Raw genomic sequence first — 13,975 nt, forward strand, 5'->3', positions numbered from 1 at the left:
AGACTCATCGAAGGGTCACGCGAGACTGACTGCTCGCGTGACTCTTTTTCGTATCTGGACGTTTCGCGCGTGCCCCATTACATTGGCGGCTCAAGTCGAAACGGGGTGAGTCAATGAAGTACTCGAATCTGGTCGAGCGTTTGCAAGGCAGGCGCACGTCGGCGTGGGAAATCCATCGCGTTGCCCAACAGGCGCTCGCCAATGGCGAAGACGTGATCGTGCTGAGCGTGGGCGACCCCGACTTCGCGACGCCCGCGCCGATCGTCGAGCGCGCAATCGAGGCGTTGCGCGGCGGCGATACGCATTACAGCGCCGTGTCGGGGCGTGAGCCGCTGCGTGCGGCGATTGCCGAAGAACACGCGCGCACCACTCGTTGCGCCGTGAGCGCGGCCAACGTGATTCTGACGGCGGGTGCGCAGAACGGCGTGTTCGCCGCATCGCTGTGCCTGCTGGAAGCGGGCGACGAAGTGATCGTCCCCGAGCCGACGTATCTCACGTACGAGGCCTGCGTGCGCGCCGCGGGCGCCACGCTCGTGCCGGTGCCGGTCGATCCCGCACGAGCGTTTCACCTCGACTGCAACGCGCTCGAAGCGGCCATCACGCCGCGCACTCAGGCCATTTTCTTTGCCACGCCCTGCAATCCGACCGGCGTGGTGATGCCGCGTGCCGACCTCGAGCGCATCGCCCGGCTTGCCAGCAAGCACGACCTTTGGGTGCTGTCCGACGAGGTCTATGCGGATCTCACGTTCGAGCGCGAGCACGTCAGCATCGCCGCGTTGCCGGGCATGGCGGAGCGCACGGTGACGCTCGGCAGTCTGTCGAAATCGCATGCAATGGCGGGTTGGCGCGTGGGCTGGGCGATCGGGCCTGCCACGCTGATCGAGCATATGGGGCGGCTCGCGTTGGCCATGCTCTACGGCTTGCCGGGCTTCATCCAGGAGGCCGCCTTGACGGCCCTGCGGAATAAGGCGCCGATCGTCGCTGAGATGCGCGAGATTTACCGGCGCCGTCGCGACGTCGTGTTCGAGCGCTTGCACCGCGTGCCGGGATTGCGTTGCCTGCTGCCCGAAGCCGGCATGTTCATGATGGTCGACGTCAGCGGCACGGGTCTCGATACGGTCGATTTCACCTGGCAACTGTTTCGCGCACAAGGCGTATCGCTGCTCGACGCCAGCGCCTTCGGCGAGACGGCGAACGGCTTCGTGCGGCTGGGTTTCGTGGTCGACGAAGCGAGCCTGATCGAAGCGTGCGAGCGAATTGCCGAGTTCGTCGGCGGATTGCCGGTGCGTAGTCGGGCGTAGGCAGTTAGAGCCAGTTTTCGATTGACGTCTTCGATGCTTGGCGTCAAGAATCGTTCGCCGAGTTCGTCTTAATCTGGACAGCCGGAACATCGACGCCTATCGACGCGTAGCCGGAAACCCCATGGCCCTTCGCTTCTATCTCTGGTTGCACCGATCACTGGTGGCAGGATCCATGGCGGCTGCTCTGGTGGCGATGGCGCTCGTCTTCGCCATCATCGCCGCGTTCAGTCAGATGTGCGCGGCGGCCGAACTGGACGACTCATCCGCTGCAACGGCCCGCACGGAAAGAGCTACGTCGCCGGCCAGCACGGTGAGCGTGCCCAGCGTGCCGGGCGTTCAGGCAGAGACTACCGAGCAGACCGTCGATGCGAACGGCCAGCCAGTCAAGGAGCCGAGCGCCAATCCAGCGCGCACTGGCTCGCCGCCACCGGCTGCCGCTGCCAGCTCGAACAATACGCAAGATCACCCGCAGCACAGCGGCAAACCCGAGACCACGGCGATCCCCGTGCCGCCGGAAAGCGCCGTGGTGACCCCGCATTCGATCCGGCTCGACGGCCGCAAGCTCGACTACACGGCGACCGCCGGCAACCTGTTGCTGCGTGACAGGACCGGCCAAGCCAATGCGAGCGTTTTCTATGTCGCCTACACCGCCGCCACGAAAAATCCTTCGACGCGCCCCGTCACATTCCTCTTCAACGGCGGACCGGGTGCGGGCAGCGTGTTCCTGATGATCGGCTCGTTCGGGCCGAAGCGGGTGCGCACGGCGAGTCCCGCGATCACGCCGCCGGCGCCGTATGTGCTGGACGACAACCCCGATAGCCTGCTCGATACCACCGATCTGGTCTTTATCGATGCCGTGGGCGCGGGCTTGTCGAGAGTCGTTGGGCATGGCACGGGGAAGGACTTCTGGGGCGTCGATAAAGACCTCGACGCGTTTTCGCAATTCATCGATCGCTATCTGACGGTAAACCAGCGCTGGAATTCGCCGAAGTATCTGCTTGGCGAATCGTACGGCACCGCGCGCGCCGCGATGCTCGCGTATCAGCTGGGGCAAAACAATATCGCGATCAACGGCGTGATCCTGATGTCGTCGGTGCTCGATTCCTCGGCGTTTTCACCCGGGTCGGACTTCCAGAGCGAAAGCTACTTGCCGAGCTTTGCGGCCATCGCGTGGTATCACGACAAGATCGTTCCGAAGCCGGCCAATCTGCCGGCCTTTCTCGATGAGGCTCGCGCGTTCGCACGTGGGCCCTATGCGCAAGCGCTCGCGCAGGGTGACGCGTTGCCTGACGCGCAGCGCGACGAGATTGCCGCACGCGTCGCACAGTTCACCGGGCTCGACGTCGATTATGTGAAGCGAAGCCGCCTGCGTCTCTACCCATCGCGCTTTCGCAGTCAATTGCTGCGCGATCAGTCGCGCAGCGTCGGTCGTTACGATGCCCGTTTCGAAGGACTCGAGTTTGACGGCGTGTCCGAGCGTCCCGATTTCGATGCATCGGTGAGCAGCGTGCAGAGCGCTTTCGACGCCGCGCTTCATCAGCATCTTGCGCAGGACCTGCACTTCACGCCTGCCGACGACTACCGCGTCTTCAACGACGATGCGTTGACGCAGTGGGACTGGAAACATCGTGAGTGGTGGGGTGAACACTTGTCCGTGCCATATGCGGCGGGCGATCTCGCCGAAGCGATGCGGCAGAATCCGCAGCTGCGCGTGATGTCGCTGAACGGCTATTTCGACCTTGCCACGCCGTTCTATGCGACCGAGTACGCGCTCGCGCATCTGGGTATCGATGCGCCGCTGCGCGCCAACGTGCGCATTAGCTACTACCCGACCGGCCACATGATTTATCTCGACGATGCCGCGTTGCATGCGGTCAAGCGGGATCTGGCGAGTTTCTATGCGGCGGGCGCGGGCTAGCTTTCATAAACAGCGGCAAGTCGTTGAACGGTATAATTTGTCCACTTTGCGTCCACTTTGGCGCACTCGTTCGAAGGTGCGTCCATGCCGTTGTCTACGGCTTCGCCAACCCGGTTTCACCAACCCAGGCTTCACCCGCGCTTCCCATGCCATTTCTCCCGATCCAGTCCTTCACGCGCAAACGACTTTCCGACGTGGTGTCCGACCAGATCAAACAACTGATCTCGGACGGCGCGCTGATGCCGGGCGACCGGTTGCCGGCCGAACGCGATCTGGCCACGCAGCTCGGTGTCTCTCGGCCGTCGTTGCGGGAAGCGCTGATCCGGCTGGAAGCGGACGGTTATATCGAAACGTCGGGGCGGGGCGGCTTCACGGTCGTCGACGTCACCGCGCCGATCATCTCCAAGCCGCTCGCCGAACTGCTGCTGCAAAATCCGCGCACCAGTGCCGATATTCTCGAACTGCGCCAAGGTCTCGAATCGATTTCGACGGTGTACGCGGCGGAGCGCGCTACGGCGGCCGATCTGCAGAAAATTACCGAAGCGTTTGAAGCATTGAAGGCCGGCTCCCAGTCGCAAGACCGCGTGAACCTGGCGGAACTGGATGCCGCGTTTCACCTCGCAATTGCCGACTCCACGCATAACATCGCGCTCGCACATGTGATGCACGGCATCCATACGCTGATTCGTGAAGGCATGCGCCAGTACCATCGCCTGATCGACTACGACGACGCGATGGAAAAACAGTTGATGAGCCAGCATCAGGCCATCTACGACGCGGTCATCGCGCGCGACGCGCAAAAGGCGCGCAAGGCCGCCGAGCGTCATCTGACCTACGTGCGCGAGATGTACAAGGAAGACGCGACGAAACCTTCGCCGAGCGTGATTTCCTGAGTCTGCCGGGCTTCTGATTCTCCGGGTTATCTGACCTTTTGAGCTCCGCTCGCGCTGCCTCGCGAGCGGCGGATCGCACACCTGCGCTGCAGCGTAGCGATCCACGCAGCCCGTTCCACCAGCGATTTCCAGTTGACACCGTCCGGCGGCTTCCCTATATAATTCTTGGTCAGACCAGCATGACCAGTCTTACTGGGTGGCCACAATGAGCGAGCGCAATGAGCGGCCACGCTGACCGGCCAGACGCATGGCGTCGGCGGGAAACGCCTGCGCCGCCGTGATTCCCGCAGTGGAGTGGGTGAATCACCGGCTGTCGTTTTTCTTTTCAATGAGCTTATGAAAGTCGCCCTGTTTATCCCTTGCTTCATCGACGCGTTCTATCCCGAGGTGGGGATCGCCACGCTCGAATTGCTCGAACGCTTCGGCATCGAAGTCGACTATCCGCAGGAGCAAACCTGCTGCGGCCAGCCCATGGCCAACAGCGGTGCGCACGCCGAGGCAGCCGGCGCCGAGCGCGTGTTTGCGCGTAACTTCGCCGGTTACGACTACATCGTCGGGCCGTCGGCGAGTTGCATTCATCACGTGCGCGAGCATTTGACCGCGCTCGAGCAGACCGATGAAGTCAGGAAGATTCGCGCCAACGCATACGAACTCGTCGAGTTTCTGCATGACGTGGTCGGTGCCCGTGAGTTTCCGTGGGCCGAGTTTCCGCATCGCGTGGGCCTGCATAACAGTTGCAGCGCGTTGCGGCATCTGAAAGAGGCGTCGGTTTCGGAGATTGCCGGGGCGCCGTTTTCGAAACCGCGCACCTTGCTCGAAGGCGTCAAAGGCATCGAATTCGTCAAGCCGTCGCGGCCGGATGAATGTTGCGGGTTTGGCGGCACCTTCTCGGTGACCGAAGAGCCGGTGTCGGTGCGCATGGGGCAGGACAAGGTCCGCGATCATCTGAACGCGGGCGCCGAGTACATCGTATCGGGCGATATGTCGTGCCTGATGCACCAGCAAGGCTGCGCGGAACGGATGAAAGCCGACGCACGCTTCATCCATATCGCGCAGGTCCTGAATGGAGCGCGCGCATGAGCCGGATCGATCACGCGAAAGCCGCGGGCGCTTTCATCAGGAAAACGGAGCACGTCGCGTTTCACGACAAGCGTCTGTGGGATTTGCGTGAGAAGCGCGATGCGCAGGCGCACGGCATTCCAGAATGGGAGACGCTGCGCGAACTGGCATCGGGCATCAAGGAACACACGCTGTCGCATCTGTCCGACTACCTCGAACAGTTCGCCGCTGCGGCTGAAGCCAATGGCGTCGTGGTGCACTGGGCCGCGACGGCTGAAGAACACAATGCGCTGGTCCACAAGATCATGGCCGAGCACGGCATGACCACGCTTGTCAAAAGCAAGTCGATGCTCACCGACGAATGCAAGATGCGCGAGTATCTCGAGCCGCGCGGCATTACGGTGATGGAAACCGATCTCGGCGAGCGCATCCAGCAGCTCGATCATCAGGACCCGAGCCATATGGTGGTGCCTGCGGTCCATAAACTGCGTGCCGATGTGGCCGAACTGTTCGGCCGCACTATCGGCACCGATCCGAAGAACAGCGATATTCACTATCTCGCCGAAAGCCAGCGGATGAACACGCGGCCGTACTTCGTGCGCGAGAAAACGGCCGGCATGACGGGCTGTAATTTCGCGGTGGCGGAGACGGGCACGGTCGTGGCGTGTACTAACGAAGGCAATGCTGATCTGTCTGCGAATGTGCCGCCGCTGCATATCGCGTCGATCGGTATCGAGAAGCTGATTCCGAAGGTGTCGGACCTCGGCGTATTTATCCGCATGCTGTCGCGCAGCGCGCTCGGTTCGCCGATTACGCAGTACACCTCGCATTTTCGCGCGCCGCGTCCGGGCACTGAAATGCATTTCATCCTCGTCGATCATGGCCGCTCGGAGCGGCTCGCGATGGAGGACTTCTGGTATTCGCTCAAATGCATTCGCTGTGGCGCGTGTATGAATACGTGCCCCGTGTACCGGCGTAGTGGCGGCTTGTCGTATGGCGGCACCTATTCGGGGCCGATCGGTGCGATTATCAATCCGACCTTCGATCTGAAACGTTACAGCGCGTTGCCGTTCGCGTCGACGCTCAACGGAAGTTGTACGAATGTATGTCCAGTGAAGATCAATATTCACGAGCAGATCTACAAATGGCGCACGGTGATCGCCGAGCGTCATGAGGTGCCGTTCGTGAAGCAGGAAGTGTTGAAGATGGCGGGGCGCTTGCTCGCGAGTCCGACGCTGTATCGGGCGACGGTATCGTCGATGGGCGGCGCGCTGCGGCGGCTGCCGAATTTCGTGCTGTATAACCCGCTCAACATCTGGGGCCGGCAGCGTGAGTTGCCGGAGGCGCCGAAGCTGACCTTCCACGCCTGGTACAAGAAGAATCGTGGAGGTGGCGATGGCAACGCGTGAAGCTTTTCTGGCGAGGGTGCGTGAGGCGCAACCGCCGGCGCGTCCACGGCCCGATGTGCCGTTGTTTACTTCGGTGGGCGGGGATTTGCGGGCGCGCTTCACGACGGCATTGCAGGCGATGGGTGGGAACTGTGTCGAAGCGCCGGCTGCGGGCGACGTGCTTGCGCTGATCCGTGAGCGGTTCGGTGATGCGGCGTCGGTGGCGTCGGCGACGCCCGAAGTGCCTGGCACACGTGTGATCACGGCTGAAACCGAACCGGCTTCGTTGCAGGATATCGAAGTGGGCGTGGTGCGGGCGCGCTTCGGCGTCGCCGAAACCGGCTCGGTGTGGTTCAGCGAGCGCGAGTATGTGGTCAACGCGCTGGGGTACATCGTGCAGCATCTGGTGGTGCTGCTCGATCCGGCGCAGTTGCTCGACGGTTTGCAGGATGCGTACCGTCGCGACGACTTTCGCGATGCACGCTATGCGGCGCTGGTTACCGGGCCTTCGGCCACGGCGGATATCGAAGGCGTGCTGATTCGGGGCGCGCAGGGGGTGCGGTCGTTGACGGTGGTGTGGGTGGCCGAACCGCAGGGAATCTAGTGGGTGCCTTGGCTCTAAGGAGCAACGCCTGTTCTCTTCCGGACGCGAACAGAAAGAGCTTATTGATTCGATCACGGCCCAGGGGCTGGCCGGGTGATCAGGTCGTCCACTCTTGAAAGGAACAGCTTCAAGACGGGCGACATATTCGCCTTGCTGAAGCCGATAGCCAGATCGATTTGCGGCACATCGCCAGCCAGGGGCCGGCTAACCACCGACCACGGCATCAAGTTCTCGAGGTACGCCGGAATGAGCGTCAGACTTCGGGTCGATGCCACCAAGGACATGACCATCGCAGGGTTATCGACGGTTTGGGTCGGCACGATTTCGATGCCGGAACGCTCCAGGTAGGCGTCGATCACCGCACGCACTACCTTCGCCTTGCTCGCCATGGCGATAAAAGGGTAATCGGCAAGGTCATGGGGAGAGACTACGTCGCGTGATGCCAACACGTGGTCGCTGGGCATCAGCACCACCAGCGGCTCCTGACTCACGACTTGATAGGCAAGATCGAAGTCTGGCTCGGCGCGCATGAATGCCAGATCCAGTTTGCCTCGTGCAACTCCTTCGGCAAGGTCCGGCGAATACCCACTGGACACCGTGACATCCACATTGGGCAATTCATCTCGAAGGATGTGCATGGCTCTGGGCAGCCAGGTCATCTCTTGCCCAGTGAGAAATCCGAGCGCAAATCGCTGCTTGTACGGCTGTGCTGCCTGTCTGGCCGCTTCAATGGCGGCATCCACCTGATTCAGCGCCAGCCGCGCGTGATCGATGAAGGCCTTTCCAGCGGCAGTCAGTTCCACGCCGCGCGCACTGCGGCTTAGCAATTCAACCCCAACCTGGTCTTCCAGATCCCGAATTTGCCGGCTCAGCGATGGCTGCGAGGTGTGCAAACGGCGTTCGGCTGCGACCGTCAGGCTTCCTGTCTCGGCGACGGCGATGAAGTATCGAAGGTGCCGCAATTCCATGATCCCTCCACGATGTCGCTTTTGCCTGGCCATGCCTTCCAAGCATGCCACCCAGCTTATTAAGTCTTTTTCTATTCTGCCATCACCCCCTAAATTCCTTCTCAAAGCATCGTATTTCAAGGTTTTCCACCTCGAAGCTTGGGATCCTCGGTCAGTCCCCTCGTGCACAGAAAGCCATACCTACAGAAGGGGACTCGCTTGTAATCAAACGGGACGCCTCGTTTCCACTTCAATAACGTAATGACACGGATCAGACCATGTCCTCAGAACTGAAACTCTATCAATCGAACGCCTCCCCGAACTCTCGTCGCGTGCGAATCTATCTCGCGGAGAGAGGAATATCAGTGGAGACCGTGCCTGTTGACCTTGGCGCGAAGGAGCAATTCTCCGAAGGCTACGGCGCGATCAACCCGCGTCGTGAAGTGCCTACGCTGGTTTTGAGCGATGGCACGTCCATCGGCGAAGTGCCGGCAATCTGGCGCTACCTCGAGGAAGCGTATCCGAAGAATCTGCCCTTGCTGGGCACGACACCCAAAACGAAGGCGCTGGTCAGTATGTGGGAGCGGCGCGCTGAACTGAACGGATTTGCTGCGGTCATGGAGGGGGTGCGAAACGCCGTTGCCGGTCTGAAAGGCCGTGCCTTGTCGGGTCCGCATGCCTACGAACAGATCCCCGAGATCGTCGAGCGCAGCAAGCTGCGTGTGGCCAACTTCTTTGCCGACTTCAATGAGCGCCTTCAGGCCGTTCCGTTCGTGGCGGGTGACGAATTTTCGGCAGCCGATATTACGACGCTGGTAACGATCGACTTTGCGGCGACTGGAATGAAAGTGACGGTGCCCTCCGAACACACGGCATTGCGGGCATGGTACGAGAAGGTATCAAACCGTCCTGCCTCGAAGGCCTAACACTCTGTCGATTCACTGGATTACATCATGAGCAAACCTGTTGTACTTATCACTGGTTCGCTGACGGGTATTGGTCGTGCGACTGCTGTAGCGTTTGCGCGCGAAGGTGCGCAGATTGTGGTTTCGGGTCGCCGTGCGGACGCGGGTGAGGATCTCGCCCGCGAACTGCGCTTGCACGGGGGTACTGAGGTCGAGTTCGTGAAGACCGATGTACGGTACGAGAACGAAGTCAGTGCCCTGATCGACTACACAGTTCAGCGCTTTGGCCGAATCGATGTTGCCGTGAACAACGCCGGGACCGAGGGCGTGCCTGGTCCTGTGGTCGAGCAGACTCCTGAGACGTACGCAACGGCATTCGACACCAATGTCCTAGGCACGCTCCTGTGCCTTAAGCATGAGATGCGTGTGATGCTGGCGCAGAAGAGCGGCAGCATCATCAACATCTCGTCGACCATGGGCAGCCGTGGTGCGGCGGGTGCTTCGATGTATGTCGCGAGCAAGCATGCCGTCGAAGGGCTGACAAAAGCGGCTGCGCTGGAAGGCGCACCTGCCGGCGTGCGTGTGAACGCTGTTGCGCCGGGTCCGGTGGAAACGGGCATGCTCGATCGTTTTACCGGAAGCGCCGAGCGCAGGCAGGCAGTGCAAGCCGGTGTCCCGGCAAAGCGTTTCGGCACACCGGATGAAATCGCCGATGCTATTTTGTTCCTTGCGTCGCCCAAGTCGACGTTCGTGGTGGGGCAGATTATTGGGGTGAACGGCGGTAAGACTGCGCTTTGATTCTGATTTCGACGTTGTCGGCGTTTTCGTTTTGAGCCGATTTTGCCAAGCAGCGATTTATCGATGAAGACGGACTTTGATATCATCACTGTATAAACATACAGGTTTCGTGAAGACCCCGTGGCGACAGATGCTCCGTCAGACATCCGCTCTGATGCTCCTTATTACCTGCTGAACTTCGAGCGTGCGCTGGCGTGGCTCGCCGAGCGTTACGACGATCTGCTGGACGCGCACGAGCATGGCTTCCTGCGCGATTTCGCCGCTTTGCCGCAGCCCTCGCGCGCATTGCTGGTTCGCATGTTGATGCGCAAGGGCACGCTGTTCCGTGCCAGCCGTCTTTCTTATGACGAGATCGGTTGCCCCTTGCAGGCAGTTGCGCCCCTGGCAGCGCTCGGCTGGGTCGATGCCGAACCGGGCCTGACGCTTGACGATCTGTTCGCGCTCACCACGCGTCCCGAGTTGCTGCTGGTCTTTGCGGACGCTATCGCGTTGATCCCCGGCGCGAAGGGCTTGCGCAAACCCGATCTGCTGGAAACGCTGCGGCCGTTTTACGAAGGTGACGGTGAGGGTGAGGGTGAAGAACGAGGCGCCATTGCACATCCGTTGTCCACGTGGCACAGCCAGACCACCGACCGCGTCTTCCACGTCGTTATCGCGCCGCTCTGCGAGCGTCTGCGCCTGATGTTCTTTGGCAACCTGCAACAGGACTGGTCGGAGTTCGTGCTTGCCGATCTCGGGGTGTTCCAGTACGAGAAGGTTGCATTCGCTCCGTCGTCGCGCGCATTTCAGCAACGCGTGGACGTGGACGTGTACCTTGCGCTGCATGCATGCCGCGAAGCACTCGAATGGCTGCCCACGGGTGACGCTGAAGCCAGGGCGATCGACGAGCTCGTCGCCGAGATCGCCGCGATCGAAACCTCGAATCCCTGGCTCGAAACGCGTCGCGCGAAACTGCTGTTTCGTATCGGGCAGTACTGCGAGCGTCAACAGAACTGGCCCGCTGCACTTGCCGTATATGAGCGTTGCGCGTGGCCCGGCGCGCGCCATCGGCGCTTGCGCGTGCTGGAGCGCAGCGAACGATTCGACGAAGCCTTCGCCCTCGCTTCGCAAGCCGCTGCCGGGCCCGAAAACGAAGAGGAAGCGCAGCGCGTCGCGCGCATGCTGCCGCGTTTGCAGCGCAAGCGCGGCGAGCGGGTGGCGCGTGTGCCTGCCGCACGGCCGGTCGAGCGCAGCACACTGGTGCTGCCGAGGCCTGAGGCGCCGCAACCGGTCGAATACGTCGCACGCGATCATTTGACGTGCGAGTCGGCGCCGGTTCATTACGTCGAAAACGCGCTGATCAACTCGCTGTTCGGCTTGCTGTGCTGGGAGCCGGTGTTCGCGGCGCTGCCCGGCGCGTTTTTCCATCCGTTCCAACGCGGGCCGGCCGATTTGCATGCGCCGGATTTTCACGCACGCCGCGCCGAACAATTCGCCGCGTGTCTCATGCAACTCGACAGCAATGCCTATCGCGAGACGATTCTGCGGCATCTGCAAAACAAGGCAGGTCTGCAATCGCCGTTCGTATTCTGGGGCTTGCTGACACCGGACCTGGTCGCATTGGCGCTCGATTGCCTGCCTGCCGCGCATCTGAAACTGTGGTTCGAGCGGCTGCTGCGCGACATCCGCAGCAACCGCTCGGGCCTGCCGGACCTGATTCGTTTCTGGCCGGCCGAGCGCCGTTATGAATTGATCGAAGTAAAAGGCCCCGGCGACCGCTTGCAGGACAACCAGATCCGCTGGCTCGCATACTGCGCGCAGCACGGCATGCCGGTGCGCGTGCTCGACGTGCGATGGGCCGATGAAGACGTCGCTGCGTCCGACGTCGCGGCGGAGATCGCCACATGACCTACGTGGTCGCCGTCCGAGCGATGTGCGAATTCACCGCGAGGCGCGGCGATCTGGATCTGCGCTTCACGCCCGCGCCTACCTCGCTGGAAGGCATGGCCGGCCACGTGACGGTCGCCGGGCGGCGCGCGAGCGGCTACGAAACCGAGATCACGCTGACCGGCACGCATCGCGGCTTGACCGTGCGTGGCCGCGCCGACGGTTACGAACCAGCGTCGAACCGGCTGGAAGAGGTCAAGACTCATCGTGGCGCGCTGGAACGGATGCCCGCTAATCACCGCACGCTGCATTGGGCGCAGGCGCTGGTGTACGGCCATCTGCTATGCCGCGCCCGCGGGCTCGCCGAATTGACGGTTGCGCTGGTCTACTTCGATATCGGCAGTCAGAAGGAAACGTCGCTGACTGAAACGCACACTGCGCGTGAGCTGGAGATTTTCTTCGTCGAGCAATGCGAGCGCTTTCTCGATTGGGCCGTGCAGGAAGAGGCACATCGCGCCGCGCGCAATGCCGCGCTCAGCGCCTTGCAGTTTCCGCATGGCGAGTTCCGCAGCGGGCAGCGCGAGCTTGCGGCGTCGGTGTATCGCGCGGCGCGTGACGGCAAGCCGTTGATGGCGCAGGCGCCTACCGGCATCGGCAAGACGCTTGCGACGATTTTTCCGCTGCTCAAGGCGTGTGCGTTGGACCAGATCGACCGCGTGTTCTTCCTTACCGCGAAGACGCCGGGCCGCGCGCTTGCCCTCGATGCGATCGAAACGCTCCATCACAGCGCCGCGCCGTCCCCGGCGCGCTTGCCGCTTAGAACGTTGGAACTGGTCGCGCGCGACAAGGCCTGCGAGCATCCCGACAAGGCCTGCAACGGCGAGTCCTGTCCGCTCGCGCGCGGCTTCTACGACCGGCTCGATGCGGCTCGCAGCACGGCGTTGGCAGGGCCCAAGCTCGACCGCGCGTCGGTGCGCGAAGCGGCGCTCGAGCACGACGTCTGCCCGTACTATCTCGCGCAGGAACTGGCGCGCTGGTCCGACGTGGTGGTCGGCGATTACAACTACTACTACGACAGCAGCGCGATGCTGTATGCGCTCACGCAGATCAATCAGTGGCGCGTCGGCGTGCTGGTCGACGAGGCGCACAACCTGCTCGACCGGGCACGGCGCATGTACAGCGCGTCGCTCGATCAGGCGGCGTTCCGGCTCGCCCGCAAAACCGCGCCTGCGACGTTGAAGAAGCCGCTGGAACGGCTTCAGCGCGAGTGGAACGCCGTCAAGCGCGCGCAGACGGACACCTATCAGGTCTACGCCGACGCGCCCGGCAAACTGCTTTCGGCCGCACAGAATCTGATCGGCGCGGTGACGGATCAACTCGCCGAAGCACCGCTTTCAATCGACGAAGCGTCGCTGCGGTTTTTCTTCGACGCCATGCATTTCGTCGCGCTGGCGGAGCAGTTCGGCGAGCATTCGATTTTCGATATCACGCTCACCACCGATCGCTACGCGCCGCGCGACCAAACGAACGCCACGCTATGTGTGCGCAATGTGATCCCGGCACCGTTCCTCGCGGGGCGCTACGCTGCCGCGCGCACCACGGTGATGTTTTCCGGCACGCTCAATCCGCATCATTTCTATCGCGACACGCTCGGTCTGCCCGAGCAGACGAACTGGCTCGACGTCGAAGGGCCGTTCCGCGCCGAGCAGTTGCAGGTGCGTGTGGCGGGCAATGTATCGACGCGCTGGCGTGACCGCGAACGTTCGCTCGTGCCCATCGTCGATCTGATCGCGAAGCAGTACGCCGGGCAGCCGGGCAACTATCTCGGGTTCCTGAGCAGCTTCGAGTATCTGCAGCGGGTGGTGGCGTTGATGCGCGAGCGTCATCCGGAACTGCCGGTATGGGCGCAAGAACCGGGCATGGACGAGGCAGCGCGCGACGCGTTCCTCGCGCGCTTTCGCACCATGAACCAGGGCGTGGGCTTCGCGGTGTTAGGCGGCGCGTTCTCCGAGGGCGTCGATCTGGTCGGTCAGCAACTGATCGGCGCCTTCATCGCCACGCTCGGCCTGCCGCAGATGAACGACGTCAACGAACAGATGCGCCGCACGATGGACGCGAAGTTCGGCAACGGCTACGACTACATGTATCTGTATCCCGGCTTGCAGAAGGTCGTGCAGGCCGCGGGCCGGGTCATTCGCACGGAGCAGGATCAGGGTGTGGTGCATCTGATCGACGACCGCTACCGGCGGCCGGAAGTGCGTCGTTTATTGCCGCGCTGGTGGCAGGTGGAGTAGGG

11 protein-coding genes are annotated in these 13,975 nt (G+C 62.2%); 10 read left to right on the forward strand and 1 reads right to left on the reverse strand.

The genetic code is table 11. From position 1 onward, the window contains the following. The first annotated feature begins 113 nt into the window (after positions 1–113). From GNZ13_RS22285 to GNZ13_RS22310, 6 genes are all read left to right on the forward strand, one after another. A complete protein-coding gene (locus GNZ13_RS22285; protein WP_172168105.1) occupies positions 114–1,301 on the forward strand; it encodes a pyridoxal phosphate-dependent aminotransferase in 1,188 nt (395 codons plus the stop codon). A gap of 121 nt (positions 1,302–1,422) precedes the next feature. Continuing rightward, a complete protein-coding gene (locus GNZ13_RS22290) occupies positions 1,423–3,219 on the forward strand; it encodes a S10 family peptidase (protein WP_172168107.1) in 1,797 nt (598 codons plus the stop codon). Positions 3,220–3,365: 146 nt separating this feature from the next. Next, entirely contained in the window at positions 3,366–4,112 is a 747-nt protein-coding gene (locus GNZ13_RS22295) for a FadR/GntR family transcriptional regulator (protein WP_172168109.1), read from the forward strand. A gap of 336 nt (positions 4,113–4,448) precedes the next feature. Continuing rightward, the gene (locus tag GNZ13_RS22300) at positions 4,449–5,192 is read left to right on the forward strand and encodes a (Fe-S)-binding protein (protein ID WP_172168111.1); all 744 of its coding nucleotides are present in this window, start codon (positions 4,449–4,451) and stop codon (positions 5,190–5,192) included. Then, positions 5,189–6,580, forward strand: a complete 1,392-nt coding sequence (locus tag GNZ13_RS22305) for a lactate utilization protein B (RefSeq protein WP_172168113.1) — start codon at positions 5,189–5,191, stop codon at positions 6,578–6,580. The genes GNZ13_RS22300 and GNZ13_RS22305 overlap by 4 nt, the downstream gene beginning before the upstream one ends. Next, on the forward strand, positions 6,567–7,163 hold the full coding sequence (locus GNZ13_RS22310) for a LutC/YkgG family protein (protein WP_172168115.1): 597 nt from the start codon (positions 6,567–6,569) through the stop codon (positions 7,161–7,163). Before GNZ13_RS22305 ends, GNZ13_RS22310 begins: the two co-directional genes overlap by 14 nt. A 71-nt stretch (positions 7,164–7,234) precedes the next feature. Here the strand turns inward: GNZ13_RS22310 and GNZ13_RS22315 are convergent, their stop codons facing one another. After that, positions 7,235–8,131, reverse strand: coding sequence for a LysR family transcriptional regulator (locus tag GNZ13_RS22315; protein ID WP_172168117.1), 897 nt, complete (start codon positions 8,129–8,131; stop codon positions 7,235–7,237). Positions 8,132–8,388: 257 nt separating this feature from the next. Here GNZ13_RS22315 and GNZ13_RS22320 point away from each other — a divergent pair, with 257 nt between their 5' ends. The 4 genes from GNZ13_RS22320 (at position 8,389) to GNZ13_RS22335 (ending at position 13,973) form a co-directional block, all read left to right on the forward strand. Continuing rightward, positions 8,389–9,036 (forward strand): glutathione S-transferase family protein, encoded by a 648-nt coding sequence (locus GNZ13_RS22320; RefSeq protein WP_172168119.1) that lies wholly within the window; start codon positions 8,389–8,391, stop codon positions 9,034–9,036. Positions 9,037–9,063: 27 nt separating this feature from the next. Next, positions 9,064–9,813: an SDR family NAD(P)-dependent oxidoreductase gene (locus GNZ13_RS22325; protein ID WP_172168121.1), complete on the forward strand. Its 750-nt coding sequence runs from the start codon at positions 9,064–9,066 to the stop codon at positions 9,811–9,813. 120 nt (positions 9,814–9,933) lie between these two features. Further along, complete coding sequence (locus GNZ13_RS22330; protein WP_172168123.1) at positions 9,934–11,700, forward strand: VRR-NUC domain-containing protein; 1,767 nt, start codon at positions 9,934–9,936, stop codon at positions 11,698–11,700. Continuing rightward, entirely contained in the window at positions 11,697–13,973 is a 2,277-nt protein-coding gene (locus tag GNZ13_RS22335; protein WP_172168125.1) for an ATP-dependent DNA helicase, read from the forward strand. The genes GNZ13_RS22330 and GNZ13_RS22335 overlap by 4 nt, the downstream gene beginning before the upstream one ends. Positions 13,974–13,975 lie beyond the last annotated feature (2 nt).

It is taken from the genome of Paraburkholderia elongata (genome assembly GCF_013177735.1).
GTDB classification, from domain to species: domain Bacteria; phylum Pseudomonadota; class Gammaproteobacteria; order Burkholderiales; family Burkholderiaceae; genus Paraburkholderia; species Paraburkholderia elongata.

Bases quoted from the DNA above. Each gene is read 5' to 3' on its own strand.
- GNZ13_RS22285 (WP_172168105.1), top strand. From the start codon at position 114: ATGAAGTACTCGAATCTGGTCGAGCGTTTGCAAGGCAGGCGCACGTCG.
- GNZ13_RS22290 (WP_172168107.1), top strand. From the start codon at position 1,423: ATGGCCCTTCGCTTCTATCTCTGGTTGCACCGATCACTGGTGGCAGGA.
- GNZ13_RS22295 (WP_172168109.1), top strand. From the start codon at position 3,366: ATGCCATTTCTCCCGATCCAGTCCTTCACGCGCAAACGACTTTCCGAC.
- GNZ13_RS22300 (WP_172168111.1), top strand. From the start codon at position 4,449: ATGAAAGTCGCCCTGTTTATCCCTTGCTTCATCGACGCGTTCTATCCC.
- GNZ13_RS22305 (WP_172168113.1), top strand. From the start codon at position 5,189: ATGAGCCGGATCGATCACGCGAAAGCCGCGGGCGCTTTCATCAGGAAA.
- GNZ13_RS22310 (WP_172168115.1), top strand. From the start codon at position 6,567: ATGGCAACGCGTGAAGCTTTTCTGGCGAGGGTGCGTGAGGCGCAACCG.
- GNZ13_RS22315 (WP_172168117.1), bottom strand. From the start codon at position 8,131: ATGGAATTGCGGCACCTTCGATACTTCATCGCCGTCGCCGAGACAGGA.
- GNZ13_RS22320 (WP_172168119.1), top strand. From the start codon at position 8,389: ATGTCCTCAGAACTGAAACTCTATCAATCGAACGCCTCCCCGAACTCT.
- GNZ13_RS22325 (WP_172168121.1), top strand. From the start codon at position 9,064: ATGAGCAAACCTGTTGTACTTATCACTGGTTCGCTGACGGGTATTGGT.
- GNZ13_RS22335 (WP_172168125.1), top strand. From the start codon at position 11,697: ATGACCTACGTGGTCGCCGTCCGAGCGATGTGCGAATTCACCGCGAGG.